16 protein-coding genes and 1 pseudogene are annotated in these 18879 nt (G+C 66.5%); 6 read left to right on the top strand and 11 right to left on the bottom strand.

Features of this window, described 5'->3' with window-relative positions:
• Position 1 precedes the first annotated feature (1 nt).
• Positions 2-1012, top strand: coding sequence for an inorganic phosphate transporter (locus ACN22W_RS10390; RefSeq protein ID WP_129512307.1), 1011 nt, complete (start codon positions 2-4; stop codon positions 1010-1012).
• Between the two features lie 134 nt (positions 1013-1146).
• Here the strand turns inward: ACN22W_RS10390 and ACN22W_RS10385 are convergent, their stop codons facing one another.
• Positions 1147-2247, bottom strand: coding sequence for an NlpC/P60 family protein (locus ACN22W_RS10385; RefSeq protein ID WP_419684042.1), 1101 nt, complete (start codon positions 2245-2247; stop codon positions 1147-1149).
• Positions 2248-2485: 238 nt separating this feature from the next.
• The gene (locus ACN22W_RS10380; RefSeq protein ID WP_419684040.1) at positions 2486-4288 is read right to left on the bottom strand and encodes a PhoH family protein; all 1803 of its coding nucleotides are present in this window, start codon (positions 4286-4288) and stop codon (positions 2486-2488) included.
• Between ACN22W_RS10380 and ACN22W_RS10375 the strand changes: the two are divergent.
• Positions 4184-4428, top strand: a pseudogene (locus ACN22W_RS10375) (hypothetical protein); the annotation flags it as partial. The gene ACN22W_RS10380 and the pseudogene ACN22W_RS10375 overlap by 105 nt on opposite strands.
• Before the next feature lie 192 nt (positions 4429-4620).
• Here the strand turns inward: ACN22W_RS10375 and ACN22W_RS10370 are convergent.
• From ACN22W_RS10370 to ACN22W_RS10330, 9 genes are all read right to left on the bottom strand, one after another.
• Complete coding sequence (locus ACN22W_RS10370) at positions 4621-5082, bottom strand: peroxiredoxin (RefSeq protein ID WP_006756046.1); 462 nt, start codon at positions 5080-5082, stop codon at positions 4621-4623.
• Positions 5083-5192: 110 nt separating this feature from the next.
• Entirely contained in the window at positions 5193-6089 is an 897-nt protein-coding gene (locus ACN22W_RS10365; protein ID WP_419684037.1) for a polysaccharide deacetylase family protein, read from the bottom strand.
• A gap of 13 nt (positions 6090-6102) precedes the next feature.
• Positions 6103-7158, bottom strand: coding sequence for a bifunctional UDP-4-keto-pentose/UDP-xylose synthase (locus ACN22W_RS10360; protein ID WP_053077665.1), 1056 nt, complete (start codon positions 7156-7158; stop codon positions 6103-6105).
• Positions 7155-8102 carry a formyltransferase gene (locus ACN22W_RS10355; RefSeq protein WP_419684034.1) on the bottom strand — a complete coding sequence of 316 codons (948 nt, stop codon included), beginning with the start codon at positions 8100-8102 and terminating at the stop codon, positions 7155-7157. Before ACN22W_RS10355 ends, ACN22W_RS10360 begins: the two co-directional genes overlap by 4 nt.
• Positions 8099-9136 carry a glycosyltransferase gene (locus ACN22W_RS10350; RefSeq protein WP_048246850.1) on the bottom strand — a complete coding sequence of 346 codons (1038 nt, stop codon included), beginning with the start codon at positions 9134-9136 and terminating at the stop codon, positions 8099-8101. The genes ACN22W_RS10355 and ACN22W_RS10350 overlap by 4 nt, the downstream gene beginning before the upstream one ends.
• Positions 9137-9142: 6 nt before the next feature.
• Positions 9143-10294: a DegT/DnrJ/EryC1/StrS family aminotransferase gene (locus tag ACN22W_RS10345; RefSeq protein ID WP_419684032.1), complete on the bottom strand. Its 1152-nt coding sequence runs from the start codon at positions 10292-10294 to the stop codon at positions 9143-9145.
• Between the two features lie 137 nt (positions 10295-10431).
• Positions 10432-10803 (bottom strand): EamA family transporter, encoded by a 372-nt coding sequence (locus ACN22W_RS10340; RefSeq protein WP_048246853.1) that lies wholly within the window; start codon positions 10801-10803, stop codon positions 10432-10434.
• Between the two features lie 13 nt (positions 10804-10816).
• On the bottom strand, positions 10817-12493 hold the full coding sequence (locus ACN22W_RS10335; protein WP_129512301.1) for a glycosyltransferase family 39 protein: 1677 nt from the start codon (positions 12491-12493) through the stop codon (positions 10817-10819).
• 124 nt (positions 12494-12617) lie between these two features.
• Positions 12618-12992 (bottom strand): Mth938-like domain-containing protein, encoded by a 375-nt coding sequence (locus ACN22W_RS10330; RefSeq protein ID WP_129512300.1) that lies wholly within the window; start codon positions 12990-12992, stop codon positions 12618-12620.
• A gap of 314 nt (positions 12993-13306) precedes the next feature.
• Between ACN22W_RS10330 and ACN22W_RS10325 the strand changes: the two genes are divergently transcribed.
• From ACN22W_RS10325 to glp, 4 genes are all read left to right on the top strand, one after another.
• Complete coding sequence (locus tag ACN22W_RS10325) at positions 13307-14545, top strand: pyridoxal phosphate-dependent aminotransferase (RefSeq protein ID WP_048246860.1); 1239 nt, start codon at positions 13307-13309, stop codon at positions 14543-14545.
• Positions 14546-14598: 53 nt separating this feature from the next.
• Positions 14599-15924, top strand: a complete 1326-nt coding sequence (locus ACN22W_RS10320; protein WP_129512299.1) for a homoserine dehydrogenase — start codon at positions 14599-14601, stop codon at positions 15922-15924.
• Positions 15925-15931: 7 nt separating this feature from the next.
• Positions 15932-17383, top strand: coding sequence for a threonine synthase (thrC, locus tag ACN22W_RS10315; RefSeq protein ID WP_129512298.1), 1452 nt, complete (start codon positions 15932-15934; stop codon positions 17381-17383).
• 245 nt (positions 17384-17628) lie between these two features.
• Positions 17629-18876: a gephyrin-like molybdotransferase Glp gene (gene glp / locus ACN22W_RS10310; protein ID WP_129512297.1), complete on the top strand. Its 1248-nt coding sequence runs from the start codon at positions 17629-17631 to the stop codon at positions 18874-18876.
• The last annotated feature ends 3 nt before the right edge of the window (positions 18877-18879 follow it).

Here is an 18879-nt window from a genome sequence, read left to right as displayed (position 1 = left end):
GATGCATTCGATACAACTCGCCCTATGGATGGTCGCGACGCTGGTGCTCGTCGCGCTCGTATTCGACTTCATGAACGGCTTTCACGACGCGGCGAACTCGATCGCCACCGTCGTGTCCACCGGGGTGCTGAAGCCCCAGCAGGCCGTGGTGTTCGCGGCCGCGTTCAACGTCATCGCGTATTTCATCTTCCACCTGAAAGTCGCGCAGACCGTCGGTAAAGGCACGATCGATCCCGAGATCGTCGACCACTATGTCGTGTTCGGCGCGCTGGTCGGTGCGATCGGCTGGAACGTGATCACCTGGTACTACGGGATTCCGTCGAGCTCGTCGCACGCGCTGATCGGTGGCCTCGTCGGCGCGGCACTCGCGAAGTCGGGCTGGAGCTCGCTGAACATGGACGGGCTGATGAAGACCGTCGCGTTCATCTTCATTTCGCCGCTGCTCGGCTTCGTCCTCGGTTCGCTGTTCATGCTCGGCGTGTCGTGGCTGTATTTCCGTACCGCGCCCAGCAAGGTCGACCGGCGCTTCCGGCGGCTCCAGCTGCTGTCGGCCGGCCTGTACAGCCTTGGCCACGGCGGCAACGACGCGCAGAAGACGATCGGCATCATCTGGATGCTGCTGATCGCGTCGGGTTATGCGTCGGCGACGTCCGATGCGCCGCCCGCGTGGGTCATCGGCGCGTGTTACCTGTCGATGGGCCTCGGCACGCTGTTCGGCGGCTGGCGCATCGTGCGCACGATGGGCCAGAAGATCACGAAGCTCAAGCCGGTCGGCGGTTTCTGCGCGGAAAGCGGTGGTGCGATCACGCTGTTTATTGCGTCGTTCCTCGGCATTCCCGTTTCGACCACGCATACGATCACCGGCGCGATCGTCGGCGTCGGCGCGACGCGCAAGCTGTCGGCCGTGCGCTGGGGCGTTGCCGGCAACATCGTGTGGGCATGGGTGCTGACGATTCCCGCGTCCGCGCTGATCGCGGCCGGCGGATGGTGGCTCGGACACCGGATCTTCTGATCGCCGACACCGCAGGATCGACATGAAATGCGCCGCACGCCGAAAGGCTGCGGCGTATTTTCTTTTGTGGCTGCGGGAGTGAGCGACGAACGGTGGGTGCGGTGCCGCGTGGCCGCAGGCACGGACGAAACGGGTCAGTAACTTCCGTTCGCGAACCGGGCGATCGGATCGTCGGCCGTGCCGGTGCGCGGGGCGACGGGCGCGGCTTGTGTGGATGCACGCAGTACCTGCACAGCGGCGGGCTCGGCGCTGCGCGCAGCCGTCGCGATGGGGGCGGGTGCTGGTTCCGCGTCGAAAGCGGCCGCCTGGGCGGCCGTCAGTGCCGTGGTCGGAATCTGTGTGCCGACCTCCGCCGGGCTGGCCGGCGCTGCATTCGACGCCATCGCGGTTGCGCCGTCATTCGCGGACGTCGCCTGCTGCTGAGCTGCCTGCACGCGGGGCGGTGGCGGTTCGTACGGATCAGCGGGCGCGGCGACCGGTGCAACCGCAACCGCGGCGGTCGACACGGCCGGCGTGGCCGGCGTGGCCGGCGTGACCCGAGCGGGCGACTGGGTCGCTCCGGTTTGCGACGAAGCGTAGGCCGGCGGGCGCGGCGCGGCGGTAGTCACGACGACAGGGGCGGGCGTGACCGCCGGCGGGTTGCGCGGCTCGTCGCGCCGGGCGTCGTAGGTCGGCGCATCGAACGGCGTAGGCGCCGTGCGCGGCGGCGCGACGCGGCGAATGCCATCGAAGCGCTTGGCCCAGTACGGGTTCGTCAGGTAGTCGAGCCGCACGGTGCCGCCCGTCGACGGTGCGTTGACGAAGCGCAGCTTGCCGACATAGATGCCGACGTGCGAATGCGGCCGCCCGGTCGTGTTGAAGAAGATCAGGTCGCCCGGTGCGACCTGGTCGGGCTCGATCGACACGCCGCGGCCGCTCATGTCGGCGGTCGTGCGCGGCAGGTTCACGTCGGCCGCGCGACCGATCACGTAGCGCACGAGCCCGCTGCAGTCGAAGCCGCTCGTCGGGGTGTTGCCGCCCCAGCGATACGGAACGCCGACGAGGCTCATCGCCTGGATCGAGATTTCTTCCTGGCCGACGCTGTGATCGACGAATTTCGGGAAATTGGCGGGCGCCGGGAATGCGCGCGGCGTCGTGATCTTCATTCCCGGGTCGCGCGATGCCGACTGCGGCGGCACGCTCGAGCAGGCCGCAAGCAGCGAAACGACGGTGACGGGAACCCAGATTCGAAGCATGGCAAGGCGGGCGAGCGCGGCGCGCTCGCGAATCGTATGACAACAGACAGACCCGATGGTAGACGCTCCGGCGGGGCTTAAGCAACCATTCCTGAGAATTTACTTGAAGTTTCGCGCGTAAGTGAGGTTGTTGCGTGACGATGTGTTACTTCCGTTTTCGACCCCAAATAAAAACGGCGCTCCGGAAACGGAGCGCCGCGATGCGTCGAAAGCCGGCCGACGGGGCCGGCCTGCCGCGTTACAGGATGTCCGACGCGTAGTCGGCGAGCCGCGAGCGTTCGCCGCGCGCGAGCGTCACGTGGCCGCTGTGGCCCCAGCCCTTGAAGCGGTCGACGACGTAGGTCAGGCCCGAACTGCCTTCGGTCAGGTAAGGCGTGTCGATCTGCGCGATGTTGCCGAGGCATACGATCTTCGTGCCGGGGCCCGCACGCGTGACGAGCGTCTTCATCTGCTTCGGCGTCAGGTTCTGCGCTTCGTCGATGATCAGGTACTTGTCGACGAACGTGCGGCCGCGCATGAAGTTCATGCTCTTCACCTTCAGGCGCGAACGGATCAGCTCCTGCGTCGCGGCACGTCCCCATTCGCCGGCCGCGTCGTCGGTCTTCTGCAGCACTTCGAGGTTGTCGTCGAAGGCACCCATCCACGGCTGCATCTTCTCTTCCTCGGTGCCGGGCAGGAAACCGATGTCCTCGCCGACGGGCACGGTCGCGCGCGTCACGATGATCTCGTTGTAGCGCTTGTCGTCGAGTACCTGCGCGAGGCCGGCCGCGAGTGCGACGAGCGTCTTGCCGGTACCGGCCTGGCCGAGCAGCGTGACGAAATCGATCTCCGGGTTCATCAGCAGGTTCAGCGCGAAGTTCTGCTCGCGGTTGCGCGCGGTGATGCCCCACACGTTGTTCTTGTGGTGGCTGTAGTCGCGCAGCGTCTGCAGCAGCGCCGTCTTGCCGTTCAGTTCGCGGACGATCGCATGGAACGTCGGTTCGCCGTTCTGCGGCTCGAGATAGACGAACTCGTTGACGAGCATCGACGCGACGAGCGGGCCGGTCACGCGGTAGTACGTGGTGCCCGTCTTCGTGTCCTGCCAGCTCTCCATGCCCTTCGCGTGCTTGGTCCAGAAGTCCTGCGGCAGTTCGCGCACGCCGGTGTAGAGGAGATCGGAATCCTCGAGCACCTGGTCGTTGAAGTAGTCTTCCGCGGGCAGGCCGAGCGCATGCGCCTTGATCCGCATGTTGATGTCTTTCGACACCAGCACGACCTGGCGGTCGGGCCGGTCGCGCTGCAACGCGCGCACGACACCGAGGATCTGGTTGTCGGCCTTGCCTTCGGGCAGCCCTTCGACGGGAGCGATGTCGGTGAGCTTGGTCTGGAAGTACAGGCGGCCGAGCGCCTCGCGGCTGCCGAGGCGCGACAGCGGAATGCCGGCCGAGATCGGGCCGCCGTCGGCGACGAGCGCGTCGAGCGTGCGGCTGACCTGACGCGCATTGCGTGCGACCTCGGACATCCCCTTCTTGTGGTTGTCGAGTTCCTCGAGCGTCATCATCGGCAGATAGACGTCGTGTTCCTCGAAGCGGAAGAGGCTGCTCGGGTCGTGCATCAGCACGTTGGTGTCGAGCACGAACAGTTTCTGCTGCTCGGCTTCGGCCGGCTTGCGGCTGCGCGACTTCGTCGTCGCGCCGGTATCGCGCGCGGGTGCCGCGGCCGGTTTGTCGGCGGCCGGCTTGTCGTTGCGCGCGACGACCGGTGCCGCGGGTTCGGCGGGCGCCGGCATCGGCTGCAGCAGGGCGGCCGTCTGTCTGGTCTTGCGGCCGCGGGCGGGTGCGCTCGCGGCATCCTGCGCCGAAGACGCGACGGCGCGCAGCGGCGCGGCCGTGTTCGCGGCTTCGATCATCGGTTGGGCCACGCTGGCCGGGCCATAGTCACCGGCTGTGGATGCGTCCCCTTCGGCGGATTTCTTCGCGGTTTTCGCAGGCCGCGCTTTCACCTTGTATTCGTCGGGCGGCAGAAGGCTGCCGAGCTTGCTGGGGGGAGTAGGCAAAGGCATGGTGTCCCTCGGGAGGAATCGTGTCGCATGGCGTGCGCCGCTGATCGCATCCTGCGTGACGTAGACGCATGCAGTTTGCGCGCGGTGGCGCACAGGAATTTCGTCTAGCCGGTTCGCCTAAGTGTCGATCAGCTCCTTGACGGGGTGAGGGCCGGACCGAGGGCCGGCGCGCAATCCATAAAAAAAGCCGCTGCCCCGTCGACAGGGGCATGCGGCTCGGCTGATACCGTCGTAATGCGCGTCAGGTGCTGGCAAGCATCGCTACGAGCACCGGCGCAGCTACGAGAAATATGGGGCGAACTGGCATTCATTGCGGGCCAATATAACGCGCCTCAAAGCGCTTGTACAGCACTTAGCACGTCGTCCACATGCCCCGGTACCTTGATGCCGCGCCATGCCTGACGGAGCACGCCGTCGGCGTCGATCAGGAACGTCGAGCGCTCGATTCCGCGTACTTCCTTGCCATACATTTTCTTCATCTTGATGACATCGAACAGCGCGCACAGCGCTTCGTCGGCATCGGAAATCAGCGGGAACGGCAGTTCGAGTTTTGCCTTGAAATTGTCATGCGAGCGCAGGCTGTCGCGCGACACGCCGATGACTTCCGCACCGGCTTTCTTGAACTTCGGATAGAGATCGCGGAACTGCAGCCCTTCGGTCGTGCAGCCCGGCGTGTTGTCCTTCGGATAGAAGTACAGCACGAGCTTCTTGCCCTTCAGGTCGGACAGCGAAATGTCGCCGCCCGTGGCCGGTGCGGTGAAATCGGGAACTTGGCGGTCAACTTCGACAGACACGTGTTTCTCCTGTTGTTATGCAAAGGCGCCGCGGCGGCGGCGCGGTTCGGCGGGGCGTCGCGGCAGTGCGCCGCAAGGGCGGAGCGGGCGACGCCGGCTCGCGCGCGAACTCAGTCGGGCTGGACGATCAGTTCGCCGGAGCGGCCGGGGATTTCGCCCCACGTGACAGGGTACGATGGCAGCGAGTCGCGGTCCAGCGTCGCGTGGTAGTCGCCCATCGTCGCAAACGTGTGGCCTTGCGCGCGCCAGCCGGCGAGCAGTTGCTCGAACACGGGCGCGAGCTTCTGGCCTTCCAGTTCCGCATGCAGCGTGAACACCTGGTCGTGCGGATTGGTTTCGGTGAACTTGAGGATGTGCGCGGCGACGTTGTGCGTGTCGATGCCGTCGATGCCGAGCACTTCGTCGAGCGTGGGCAGCGTCGTCGGCATCTGCACGTGCGACAGCGTGCGGCCGCCGACGACGGGCAGGTACGGCGAATGGCCGCGACCGTCGGATGCGTAGCGCATCCCCCATGCGTCGATCTGCTCGAATGCGGAATCGTTCATCTGCCAGCCTGCCGCGCCGTGCGTGACGGGCGGCGCGCCGAAGATCTCGACGAAGCGCGCGTGACTCTTCTGCATTTCACGCGCGGTCCAGTCGCGATCGCGCGCGCGGACGTTGTCCTGCCAGTACACGTGGTCCCACGTGTGGATGCCGCATTCGAAGCCGGCCTCGTGGATCGCGCGCATGTCGGCGATCGCACGGCGACCGATGTCGGGGGCCGGCAGCAGCACGCCGTACATCAGCTGCTTCACGCCGTAGTGTTCGACCACCGACGTGCGCGACACCTTCTTCAGGAAGCCGGGGCGGAACACGCGCCGCAGCGCCCAGCCCGTGTGATCGGGCCCGAGGCTGAAGAGGAAGGTCGCGCGCGCACTGAAGCGGTCGAAGATGCGCGCGAGGTTCGGCACGCCTTCGCGCGTGCCGCGCAGCGTGTCGACGTCGATCTTGAGGACGATGCGAGCCAAGCGAACGACCCGATCAGCCTTGCTGTTCGACGAGCGCGCGCGCGTCGGCGACGTGGCCGCGATACGCTTCGAAGATGTTGCGCAGCGCGTCGTCGAACGTCGCTTGCGGTGCCCAGTTGAGCTCCTGCATCGTGTTGTCGATCTTCGGCACGCGGTTCTGCACGTCCTGGTAGCCGTTGCCGTAGTAGGCGCCCGACGTCGTTTCGACGAGCTTCACCTGCTTGGCCGAATCGGCGTACTCGGGGTATTCCGCCGCCAGTTCGAGCATCTTGTGCGCGAGCTCGCGAACCGAGAAGTTGTTCTTCGGATTGCCGATGTTGTAGATCTTGCCCGATGCGACGCCGTTCGCGTTGTCGATGATCTTCATCAGCGCGCTGATGCCGTCGCCGATGTCGGTGAACGCGCGCTTCTGCGAACCGCCGTCGACGAGGCTGATGTTCTCGCCGCGCACGATGTGGCCGAGGAACTGCGTGACGACGCGCGAGCTGCCTTCCTTCGGCGTGTAGATCGAGTCGAGGCCCGGGCCGATCCAGTTGAACGGACGGAACAGCGTGAAGTTCAGGCCTTCCATCCCGTAGCCCCAGATCACGCGGTCCATCAGCTGCTTCGAGCACGCGTAGATCCAGCGCGGCTTGTTGATCGGGCCGTAGGTGAGCGCCGATGCGTCCGGGTCGAACTGCTCGTCCGAGCACATGCCGTAGACCTCGGAGGTCGACGGGAACACGAGGTGCTTGCCGTACTTGACGGCCGAACGCACGATCGGCAGGTTCGCCTCGAAGTCGAGCTCGAACACGCGCAGCGGCTGCTGGACGTAGGTGGCGGGTGTCGCGATCGCGACGAGCGGCAGGATCACGTCGCACTTCTTCACGTGATACTCGACCCACTCCTTGTTGATCGTGATGTCGCCTTCGAAGAAATGCATCCGCTCGTGGTTGACGAGATCGCCAAGCCGATCGGTCTGCATGTCCATGCCGAACACTTCCCAATCGGTGGTTTCAAGAATGCGCTTCGACAGGTGATGGCCGATGAAGCCGTTCACACCCAGGATCAGGACTTTTTTTGCTTTCATGAATGACGGGAAGAATGAATGAACTGCGCGAATTCCGCGGGCGTCACGACGGTTTCGCTGCCGTCGCGCTGCTGCCACAGCTCGAGAATGGATAGGGCGCGGCTGTCGCCGCAGACGCCGAATAGCGCATTATCGCTTACGTGCAGGCCAGGCGGCAAATCTGCCGCGGCGGCCGCCGCCGCGCTGCCGGGTGCCGCGAGGCGCGCGCGCGCGATCACGAAACGCGTGCCGCCGACGTCCGTGAATGCGCCGGGATACGGCGGCGCGACCGCGCGCACGAGGTTGTAGACCTGCGCGGCCGGCTTCGACCAGTCGACGCGGCCGTCCTCGGGCTTGCGCCCGCCGAAGTAGCTGCCGGTCGCGAGATCGTTCGGCAGGTGCGGCGCCTCGCCCGCGAGCAGCGCGGGCAGCACGCGCCAGAGCGTCTGCTCGGCGGCCACCGTGACCTTGTCGAACACCTGCGTGGCCGTGTCGTCCGGCAGGATCGGCACCGCGGTCTGGCCGATGATCGCGCCCGCGTCGGGCTTCGCGGCCATCTCGTGCAGCGTCGCGCCGGTTTCGGTCTCGCCGTTCAGCACGGCCCAATTGGTCGGTACCCGACCCCGGTATTTCGGCAGCAGCGAACCGTGCATGTTGTACGCGCCGCGCGGCGCGATCGCGAGCAGGTCCACCGGCAGCATGTGGCGGTAGTAGAACGAGAAGATGAAATCCGGCTGCGCGTCGGACACCGCGCGGCGCAGCGCCGGATCCGCGGGATCGGCCGGCGACACGACCGGAATGCCGTGCTCGGTCGCGACGGATGCGACGCTGCCGAACCAGATGTTCTCGTTCGGGTTGTCCTCGTGCGTGACGACGAGCGCGACGTCGACGCCGCGCGCGAGCAGCACCTGCAGGCATCGCACGCCGACGTTGTGATACGCGAAGACGACCGCGCGCGGCTTCATTGCGCGGCTCCCGCGCGGTTCGCGCCGGCCGGCACCGCCGGCACGCCGTCGTGCTGCTCGAGCACGGCCTGGATCAGGTAGCGCGGCCGCGCGCGCACCTGCTGGTAGATGCGGCCGACGTATTCGCCGAGCAGGCCGAGCGCGAAGATGATCACGCCGAGCAGGAAGAACGTGATCGCGAACAGCGTGAACACGCCTTGCACTTCCGCGCCGACGATGAAGCGCCGTACGAGCAGCAGCACGAACAGCGCGGCGGAGCCGATCGACAGGATCACGCCGATGAACGACAGCCACTGCAGCGGCACGACCGAGAAGCCCGTCACGAGGTCGAAGTTCAGCCGGATCAGGCTGTACAGCGAGTACTTCGACTCGCCCGCGAAGCGTTCCTCGTGCGCGACCTCGATTTCGGTCGGGTTCTGCGCGAACGTATAGGCGAGCGCGGGGATGAAGGTGTTGACTTCGCCGCACACGTTGATCGTGTCGATGATGCGGCGGCTGTACGCACGCAGCATGCAGCCCTGGTCGGTCATCTTGATGCGCGTGATGCGCTCGCGCAGCCGGTTCATCATCTGCGACGCCTTGCGTCGCCACAGGCTGTCCTGGCGCTGCTTGCGGATCGAGCCGACGTAGTCGTAGCCCTCGCGCATCTTCGCGATCAGCTTGCCGATTTCCTCGGGCGGGTTCTGCAGGTCGGCGTCGAGCGTGATGACGATGTCGCCGTGCGACTGCGCAAAGCCGGCGAGGATCGCCATGTGCTGGCCGTAGTTGCCGTTGAGCAGCACGACACGCGTCGTGTCGGGGCGCACGTGGAACTGATCGGCGAGCATCGCGGCCGAGCGGTCGCGGCTGCCGTCGTTGATCAGGATCACTTCGTATGACGTGTCGAGTGCGTCGAGTGCCGGATACAGCCGCGCGAACAGCGCGGCAAGGCCATCTTCCTCGTTGTACACGGGGATGATGATCGATACTTCGGGCCGGCCGGCGTCCAGGTGCCCGGCGCCCGGATGCCCGGCGCGTGCTTCAAGGTGACTCATGTACGCTTATTTTCCGTATTGTTCGCAAATCTGGTTGATGGCGTCGACCACGCGACGCACGTCGTCTTCCGTCATCTGCGTGAAGAGCGGCAGCGTGACGGTCGATGCGCCGTACCGTTCGGCGTGGGGGAACATGCCCTCCTTGAAGCCGAGCCCGCGGTACAGCGTGAAAAGATGGATCGCCGGGTAGTGGATGCCCGTGCCGATGCCGCGTTCCTTCATCTGCGCCATGAACTCGGCGCGGGTGATCGTCAGCCGCTCGAGCGGCAGCGTGACGAGGAACATGTGCCAGTTGCCGTTCTCGAATTCGGCGAGCGGCAGGCCGAGACCGAGCTTCGTGGCCGCACCGCCGTCGAACGCGGCGAAATACGCGCGGGCGAGCGCATGGCGCTGCGCGGTGAACCGCGCGAGGTGCGGCAGCTGGCCGAGGCCGACGCGCGCGGCGACGTCGGTCAGGTTGTACTTGCCGCCGAGCACGTCGCAGTCCATGCCGTCGAAGCCCGTGCGCGTGATGCCCTGCAGCCGGTACTTCTGTGCGAGCGTCGCCTCGTCCTCGTTGTTCAGCACGAGCGCGCCGCCTTCGATCGTCGTCAGGTTCTTGTTCGCGTGGAAGCTGAACGACACGATGTCGCCGATCGCGCCGATGCGCTTGCCGTTCCACGTCGAGCCGAGCGCCTGCGCGGCATCCTCGATCACGCGCAGGTTGTGCGCGCGCGCGATCGCGTACAGGCGGTCCATGTCGACCGGCAGGCCAGCCAGATAGACGGGGATGATCGCCTTCGTGCGCGGCGTGATCGCCTGCTCGAGCTTGTCGAGGTCGATGTTGCGCGTGACCGGATCGATGTCGACGAACACGGGCGTCGCGCCGGTCTCGAGGATCACGTTGCTGGTCGAGACCCACGACGCCGGCGTCGTGATCACCTCGTGGCCGGCGCCGACGCCCGCGATGCGCAGGCCGATCTCGAGCGTGCAGGTGCCCGAATTGAACGCGCGGACCGGACGGCCGCCGCAGTACTCGGACAGGGCCGCTTCGAATTTCTGGCTCTGCGGGCCGGTGGTGATCCAGCCCGAGCGCAGCACGTCGACGACGCCCTGGATGGTTTCCTCATCGATCTCGGGGCGGGTGAACGGCAGAAACGGAGCGGAAGTCTGGCTCATGAACGCTTTGGCCTGTAATGGCGTGTAATAAAAGGGTCGGGCGATCCCGTCCGAAACCGGCATTAAACACCGGTTGACGGATTCGCACCGTGATTTTTTGTAGGCGGACGCTTAACGCCGCCGGGTGCCGCGGACGCTCAGCTGCGTGCGAGCACGAGCACCCCGATCAGGATGATGCCGATGCCGATGAGCCGCTGGACCGACAGCACTTCGCCGAACAGGTACCAGGCCGCGAATGCGTTGACGACATAGCCGAGCGACAGCATCGGGTACGCGATCGACACGTCGACCCGCGACAGCCCGACGATCCAGACGACGACGCTCAGTACGTAGCAGCCGAGGCCGCCGATGATCGGCAACTGGGTCGCGATCTTCAGGCCGACCGGGATGATGTTCGCACGGCTGAATTCGAAGTGTCCAACGGCGTTGACGCCGGCTTTCAGCAGAAGTTGCGCACAGGCGTTGAGCATCACGCCGGTGATGATGCAGACGAGTGAAACGGGATTCATGCGGTGGGCGTCCTTACGATTGCGGTTTCTCGACGATCACGCGGCGGCTGTCGCGCGCAATGACGCGCATCGGCACGCCTTGCTTGACCAGCGTGTCGTACTGGCCGGGCGGCATGATCGCGAGCGCATGGGTTTCCTGCTTCCAGCGCGTGATCCATTCGTCGACGGTCGGAATCCACTTGTTCGGCTCGACCGAGATCCCGAACGCGAGCTCGTCCTGGCGCTGGACCATGATCGTCGTGTGGCCCATATAGAACGGGAACGTGTGATCGAGCATCTCGATCGAGTAGAACGGCGTGTCGGGCGGCAGCTTCGCGAGTTCGGCGCGCACGGCGGGCGCGAGCAGCGCGCCCGAGCTGTAGCGGCCGAACTCGTCGTGCCCGGTGCCGCCGATCGTGCCGAACGCGAGCCACGCGGCGCCGAATGCGGTGATCGCGGCCGCGACACCCGCGCGGCGGTTCAGCCATGCGGCCGCGAGCGTCAGCGCGGCCGAGACCGCGAGGCCCGCGTACAGCCACATCTGGAACGCGCGGTACAGCGCGTTCGGCGTGCGTGCATCGCCCTGGTACGCGAGGAAGATGAGCCCGAACGCCGCGACGACGAAGAACACGAGGTAGCCGAGCAGGTGGCGGCGGAACCGGTCGGCCGTCATCAGCGGCAGGTACGCGCCGATGATCAGCGCGAGCGCCGGCGCGACCGGCAGCACGTACGAGATCAGCTTCGAATGCGACGCGCTGAAGAACAGGAAGATGAATGCGCTCCAGATCAGCAGCACGAGCATCGGCGAAAAGCCGTTCGGCTGGCGCGGCATCCGCAGCGCATGGCGGATGCTCTGCCACGCGACCGACAGCCACGGCAGGAAGCCGACCAGCAGCACGGGCACGAAGTAGTAGAGCGGGCCCGGACGGTTCTGTTCCGGGGTCAGGTACCGGCGGAACTGCTGGACGATGAAGAAGAAGTTGAAGAACTCGGGGTTGCGTTGCTGGACGAGCACGAACCACGGCGTGACGATCGCGAAGAAGATCACGAGGCCGCTGATCAGGTACAGGCGCTTCCACAGCGCCCAGTCGCGTGCCACTAGCGTATAGAGCACGAGCACGGCGCCGGGCAGGATCACGCCGACCAGGCCCTTCGACAGCACCGCGAACGCCATCGCGGCCCAGCACGCCCACATCCAGCCGCGCACCGCGGCCGGCCGCAGCCCGGGCCGCTGCGCGAGCAGCAGCGAGCAGAGCGACAGCGCCATCCAGAACGCGAGCCCCATGTCGAGCGCGTTGAAGTGGCCCATCAGGTTCCAGTACGGCGAGCAGGCGAGCACGACGGCCGCGAGGAAGCCCGACAGCGGGTTGAACAGGCGCGCGCCGGTGTAGCCGACGAGCAGCACGCCGGCGAAGGACGCGACGGCCGTATAGAGGCGCGCCTGCCATTCGCCGATGCCGAACCAGGCGAACGTCAGCGCGTTCAGCCAGGTCTGCAGCGGCGGCTTCTCGAAGTACTTGTAGCCGTTGTAGCGCGGCGTGATCCAGTCGCCGGTGACGAACATCTCGCGCGCCATCTCCGCGTAGCGGCCTTCGTCGCTCGGGATCAGGTGGCGCAGCCCGAGCGGCGCGAACCAGACGATCGCGAGCGCGACGAGCAGGAGGACGAGCGTGATGCGATTGAGCGGTAGCCTCGACGGCGTATCGTTCATGGATTTTCAGCCTGTTGGTTGTTGTGACGGGCCGCCGGCGGGTTGCGCCGGGGGCGGGCGGCCTGGCCGGGCCGATCCGGGGGATCGACCCGCTGCGCCGGCCCGAGTTTTACCGCATCGGGGATTAACGTTCAATTAAGAGCGCGGCGGCGACTTTGCGGCCCTCGGCCATCAGGATGTTGTAGGTGCGGCAGGCCGCCTGGAAATCCATGGTTTCGACGCCGATCCGCTTGGCCGTGAGCGCCGCGACGAGCCGTGGGTGCGGGAAGCGCAGCCGCGCGCCGCTGCCGAAGATCACGAGTTCGGGGGGCGGGTCGAGCAGCATCGCGAAATGCTCGGGGGCGAGTGCGTCGAACGACGACACGGGCCACGCCTGGACCGGCGCGCCGGGCAGCACGATGACGCTCGTTTCGTGGCGTTCGAGATTGACGTCGACATAATCGGGGCCGTAGCCGGTGACGGTGTTGAGCGCGCCGCTCGTGTCCTGGTGCAGTTTCAAATCGGTATTCCGCGGTTCCGTAGGGGAATGTGTCGCTGGGCCACACGGGCCCGGGCGGCCGGTTTCGCGCTCCAGTACTGGCGGGACGCCCGACGGCGGGGCCCGATGCGGTTATGGTGCATTGCGAAAGTCGGCCAAAATCCGCTAAATTATAACTTTTTGGTCGCCCCCGGGCGCCACTTGCGTCGTGCGTCGCCACAAGCCGCGTCCGACCGCCCGCTTTTTCCAGTCTAGACAGCGCGCACAGACCGGCCGCTTTCCAGTTTTGATCCCGCCCCCCCCGGCCGCAAGGCCAACCCAGGAACCGTGTCGTCGTGAAACCGATTCAGAAGTCGAACAAGCTGCTCAACGTCTGCTACGACATCCGTGGCCCGGTGCTCGAGCACGCGAAGCGCCTCGAGGACGAAGGCCACCGCATCATCAAGCTGAACATCGGCAACCTCGCGCCGTTCGGTTTCGACGCGCCGGACGAGATCATCCAGGACATGATCCGCAACCTGCCGACGTCGTCGGGCTATTCGGATTCGAAGGGCGTGTTCTCGGCCCGCAAGGCCGTGATGCACTACACGCAGCAAAAGGGCGTCGTGGGCGTCGGTCTCGACGACATCTACATCGGCAACGGCGCGTCCGAGCTGATCGTGATGGCGACCCAGGCGCTGCTGAACGACGGCGACGAAGTGCTGCTGCCCGCGCCCGACTACCCGCTGTGGACGGCGGCGGTGAGCCTGTCGGGCGGCACGCCCGTGCACTACGTCTGCGACGAGCAGAACGCGTGGATGCCCGATCTCGACGACATCCGCCGCAAGATCACGCCGAATACCAAGGCGCTCGTCGTGATCAACCCGAACAATCCAACGGGCGCGCTTTATTCCGACGAATTGCTGCTCGAACTGCTCGAGATCGCGCGCCAGCACGGGCTTATCGTGTTCGCCGACGAGGTCTACGACAAGATCGTCTACGACGGCCTCGAGCACACGGCGATGGGCGCGCTGTCGGAGGACGTGATTACCGTCACGTTCAACAGCCTGTCGAAGAGCTATCGCTCGTGCGGCTACCGCGCCGGCTGGATGGCCGTGTCGGGCCTGGGCGGCGACAACCGCCGGCACGCGAAGGATTACCTCGAGGGGCTCGGCATCCTGTCGTCGATGCGCCTGTGCGCGAACGTGCCCGGGCAGTTCGCGATCCAGACGGCGCTCGGCGGTTACCAGAGCATCAACGAGCTGATCGTGCCGAGCGGGCGCCTGTACAAGCAGCGCGAACTCGCCTACGACATGCTCACGTCGATTCCGGGCGTGACCTGCGTGAAGCCGCAGGCCGCGCTGTACATGTTTCCGCGCCTCGACCCGAAGCTCTACCCGATCCAGAACGACCAGCAGTTCATTCTCGACCTGTTGCTCGAGGAACGCGTGCTGCTCGTGCAGGGCACGGGTTTCAACTGGGCGACGCCGGACCACTTCCGTGTGGTCTTCCTGCCGAATCTCGACGACCTGACCGATTCGATCAACCGGATCGCACGCTTCCTCGACGGCTACCGCAAGCGCCATTCGGCCTGAGCGGGCAGGACCACATGGCACTCACTCATTCTTACTCATCGATCACACGCAGCATGGAACCGATCAAAGTTGGCCTGTTGGGCTTCGGCACGGTGGGCAGCGGCACCTTCACGGTGCTGCGCCGCAACCAGGAAGAAATCAAGCGACGCGCGGGGCGCGGCATCGAGGTGACGCGCATTGCCGTGCGCAACCCGGCCAAGGCGCAGGCTGCGCTCGGCGCCGCCGGCGCCGTTGAGATCACCGACGATTTCAATTCGGTCGTCGACGATCCGTCGATCTCGATCATTGCCGAGATGATCGGCGGCACGGGCATCGCGCGCGAGCTCGTGCTGCGTGCGATCGCGAACGGCAAGCACGTCGTGACGGCGAACAAGGCGCTGCTCGCGGTGCACGGCACCGAGATCTTCGAGGCCGCGCGCGAGCAGGGCGTGATGGTCGCGTTCGAGGCGGCCGTCGCCGGTGGCATCCCGATCATCAAGGCGCTGCGCGAAGGCCTGACCGCGAACCGCATCCAGTACATCGCCGGCATCATCAACGGCACGACCAACTACATCCTGTCGGAAATGCGCGACCGCGGGCTCGACTTCGCGACGGCGCTGAAGGCCGCGCAGGAGCTCGGCTACGCGGAAGCCGATCCGACCTTCGACATCGAAGGCGTCGACGCCGCGCACAAGGCGACGATCATGAGCGCGATCGCGTTCGGCGTGCCGGTGCAGTTCGACCGTGCGTATGTCGAGGGCATCAGCAAGCTCGACGCGACCGACATCCGTTACGCGGAAGAGCTCGGCTACCGGATCAAGCTGCTCGGCATCGCGCGTCGCGCCGAAAACGGCATCGAACTGCGCGTGCATCCGACGCTGATCCCCGAGAAGCGCCTGCTCGCGAACGTCGAAGGTGCGATGAACGCGGTCGTCGTGCACGGCGACGCGGTCGGCACGACGCTGTACTACGGCAAGGGCGCGGGCGCGGAGCCGACCGCGTCGGCGGTGGTCGCGGATCTCGTCGACGTTACGCGCCTGCACACGGCCGACCCCGAGCATCGCGTGCCGCATCTCGCGTTCCAGCCCGACAGCCTGTCGAACACGCCGATTCTGCCGATCGAGGAAATCACGAGCGGCTACTACCTGCGCCTGCGGGTGGCCGACCAGACCGGCGTGCTGGCCGCCATCACGCGCATCCTCGCCGAATCGGGCATCTCGATCGACGCGCTGCTGCAGAAGGAATCGGAGCAGGTCGACGGCGCCAACGGCGAGACCGACATCATCCTGATCACGCACGAGACGATCGAGAAGAACGTCAACGCGGCGATCGCGCAGATCGAAAGCCTCGCGACGGTCGTCTCGAAGGTGACGAAGCTGCGCATGGAAGCGCTGAACTGAGGACGACATGAACTACATCTCCACGCGCGGCGCCGGCATCGGCGAGCGCCACACGTTCTCCGACATCCTGCTCGGCGGTCTGGCGAAGGACGGCGGGCTCTACCTGCCGGCCGAGTACCCGAAGGTGTCCGCCGACGAGCTCGCGCGCTGGCGCACGCTGCCGTATGCGGATCTCGCGTTCGAGATCCTGTCGAAATTCAGCGACGACATTCCGGCCGACGACCTGCGCGCGCTCACGCGCCGCACGTACACGGCCGACGTGTACAGCAACACGCGCCACGGCGAGAACGCGTCCGACATCACGCCGCTGAAGACGCTCGGCACCGAGAACGGTGCGGCGCTGTCGCTGCTCGAACTGTCGAACGGCCCGACGCTCGCGTTCAAGGACATGGCGATGCAGCTGCTCGGCAACCTGTTCGAGTACACGCTCGCGAAGCAGGGCAAGGCGCTGAACATCCTCGGCGCGACGTCGGGCGACACGGGCAGCGCGGCCGAATACGCGATGCGCGGCAAGGTCGGCGTGCGCGTGTTCATGCTGTCGCCGCACAAGAAGATGAGCGCGTTCCAGACGGCGCAGATGTTCAGCCTGCAGGATCCGAACATCTTCAACCTCGCGGTCGAAGGCGTGTTCGACGACTGCCAGGACATCGTGAAGGCCGTATCGAACGATCACGCGTTCAAGGCGCAGCAGAAGATCGGCACGGTCAACTCGATCAACTGGGCGCGCGTCGTCGCGCAGGTCGTGTACTACTTCAAGGGCTACTTCGCGGCGACGCAGTCCAACGACGAGCGCGTGTCGTTCACGGTGCCGTCGGGCAACTTCGGCAACGTCTGCGCGGGCCACATCGCGCGGATGATGGGGCTGCCGATCGCGAAGCTCGTGGTCGCGACCAACGAGAACGACGTGCTCGACGAGTTCTTCCGCACGGGCGCGTATCGCGTGCGCAGCGCCGAGAACACGTATCACACGAGCAGCCCGAGCATGGACATCTCGAAGGCATCGAACTTCGAGCGCTTCGTGTTCGACCTGCTCGGCCGCGATCCGGCGCGCGTGATGCAACTGTTCCGCGACGTCGAGGAGAAGGGCGGTTTCGATCTCGTCGCGAGCGGCGATTTCGCGCGCGTCGCCGAGTTCGGCTTCGTGTCGGGCCGCAGCAGCCACACGGACCGCATCGCGACGATCCGCGACGTGTTCTCGCGCTACAACACCACGATCGATACGCATACGGCCGACGGCGTGAAGGTCGCGCGCGAGCATCTCGACGCGGGCGTGCCGATGGTCGTGCTCGAGACGGCCCAGCCGATCAAGTTCGGCGAGACGATCCGCGAAGCGCTCGATCGCGAACCCGAGCGTCCGGCTGCATTCGACGGGCTCGAGGCGCTGCCGCAGCGCTTCGAGGTCGTGAAGGCCGACGCGCAGCAGGTGAAGGACTTCATCGCCGCGCATACGGGCGAGTGACGCACGGCCGGGCCTCGGGCCCGGCTGCGCACGACGGCCGGAATGCCGATTCGTCGAACGGATCGGGGTTCCGGCCGTTTCATTTGGTGGCGCATGTGTTCGACACCCGCCGCACCTCGCGCGAAACAAGTGCCAGTACCCCGCGTTCGCGCCGATCACAGTTTCCGCATGTCCGCCATATCGCGCGCCCGCGCGACGGCGTCGCTACAATGACGTATTGAATCCAACGATCCCCGCTTCCATCGATGTCGAACCCGAATCCCGCGGCGCCGCGCGCGCCGATGCTGTCGACCGCCGAGGCGCTCGCCGCGCTGCTCGAAGCCGCGAAGCCGCTGCCCGGTACCGAAACCGTTGCCACGCTCGACGCGCTTGGCCGCGTGCTGGCGGCCGACGTGAGTTCGCCGCTCGACGTGCCGCCGATGCATACGAGCGCGATGGACGGTTATGCGGTGCGCGTCGCCGACCTGCTGCACGGCGCGCGGCGCCTGCCGGTGTCGCAGCGCATTCCGGCCGGCCACCCGGCCGTGCCGCTCGCGGCCGGCACGGCCGCGCGGATCTTCACCGGCGCGACGGTGCCGCCCGGCGCCGACGCGGTCGTGATGCAGGAGCAGGCATCGGCCGAAGGCGACGCGGTCGAGATCCTGCACACGCCGAAGGCCGGTGAATGGATCACCGCGCAGGGCGCGGATATCCGGCAGGGCTCGGTGATCCTGCCGGCCGGCACGCGGCTCACGCCGCAGGCGCTCGGTCTTGCCGCGTCGGTCGGCTGCGCGCAGCTGCCGGTCGCGCGGCGGCTTCGCGTCGCGGTGTTCTTCACCGGCGACGAACTGACGATGCCGGGCGAGCCGCTGAAGCCCGGCGCGATCTACAACTCGAACCGCTTCACGCTGCGCGGGCTGCTGGAGCGGCTCGGCTGCCACGTGACCGACTACGGGATCGTGCCCGATTCGCTCGCCACGACGCGCGACACGCTGCGCGAGGCCGCGCGCGATCACGACGTGATCCTGACGAGCGGCGGCGTCTCGGTCGGCGACGAGGATCACGTGAAGCCGGCCGTCGAGGCCGAAGGGCGGCTCGCGCTGTGGCAGATCGCGATGAAACCCGGCAAGCCGCTCGCCTTCGGCGCGGTACGCCGCGGCGACGATCGCCCCGCCGCCCATTTCATCGGGCTGCCGGGCAACCCCGTATCGAGCTTCGTCACGTTCCTGCTGTTCGTGCGGCCGTTCCTCTTGCGCCTGTCCGGCGTGCGCGACGTCGCGCCGCGCGCGCTGTCGCTGCGTGCCGACTTTTCGCAAGGCAAGGGCGACCGGCGCAACGAATTCCTGCGCGCGCGCGTCAATGCGGCCGGCGGCCTCGACCTGTTCCCGAACCAGAGTTCGGCGGTGCTGACGTCGACGGTCTGGGGCGACGGCCTGATCGACAATCCGCCGCAGCACGCGATCAGCGCAGGCGAGACCGTGCGTTTCATTCCGTTTTCCGAACTGCTGTCGTAACGC

The sequence above is a fragment of the Burkholderia theae genome (assembly GCF_048565265.1).
GTDB classification, from domain to species: domain Bacteria; phylum Pseudomonadota; class Gammaproteobacteria; order Burkholderiales; family Burkholderiaceae; genus Burkholderia; species Burkholderia theae.
Note: the sequence above shows the minus strand (reverse complement) of the source record. Positions and strands in the feature narration are given on the sequence as shown.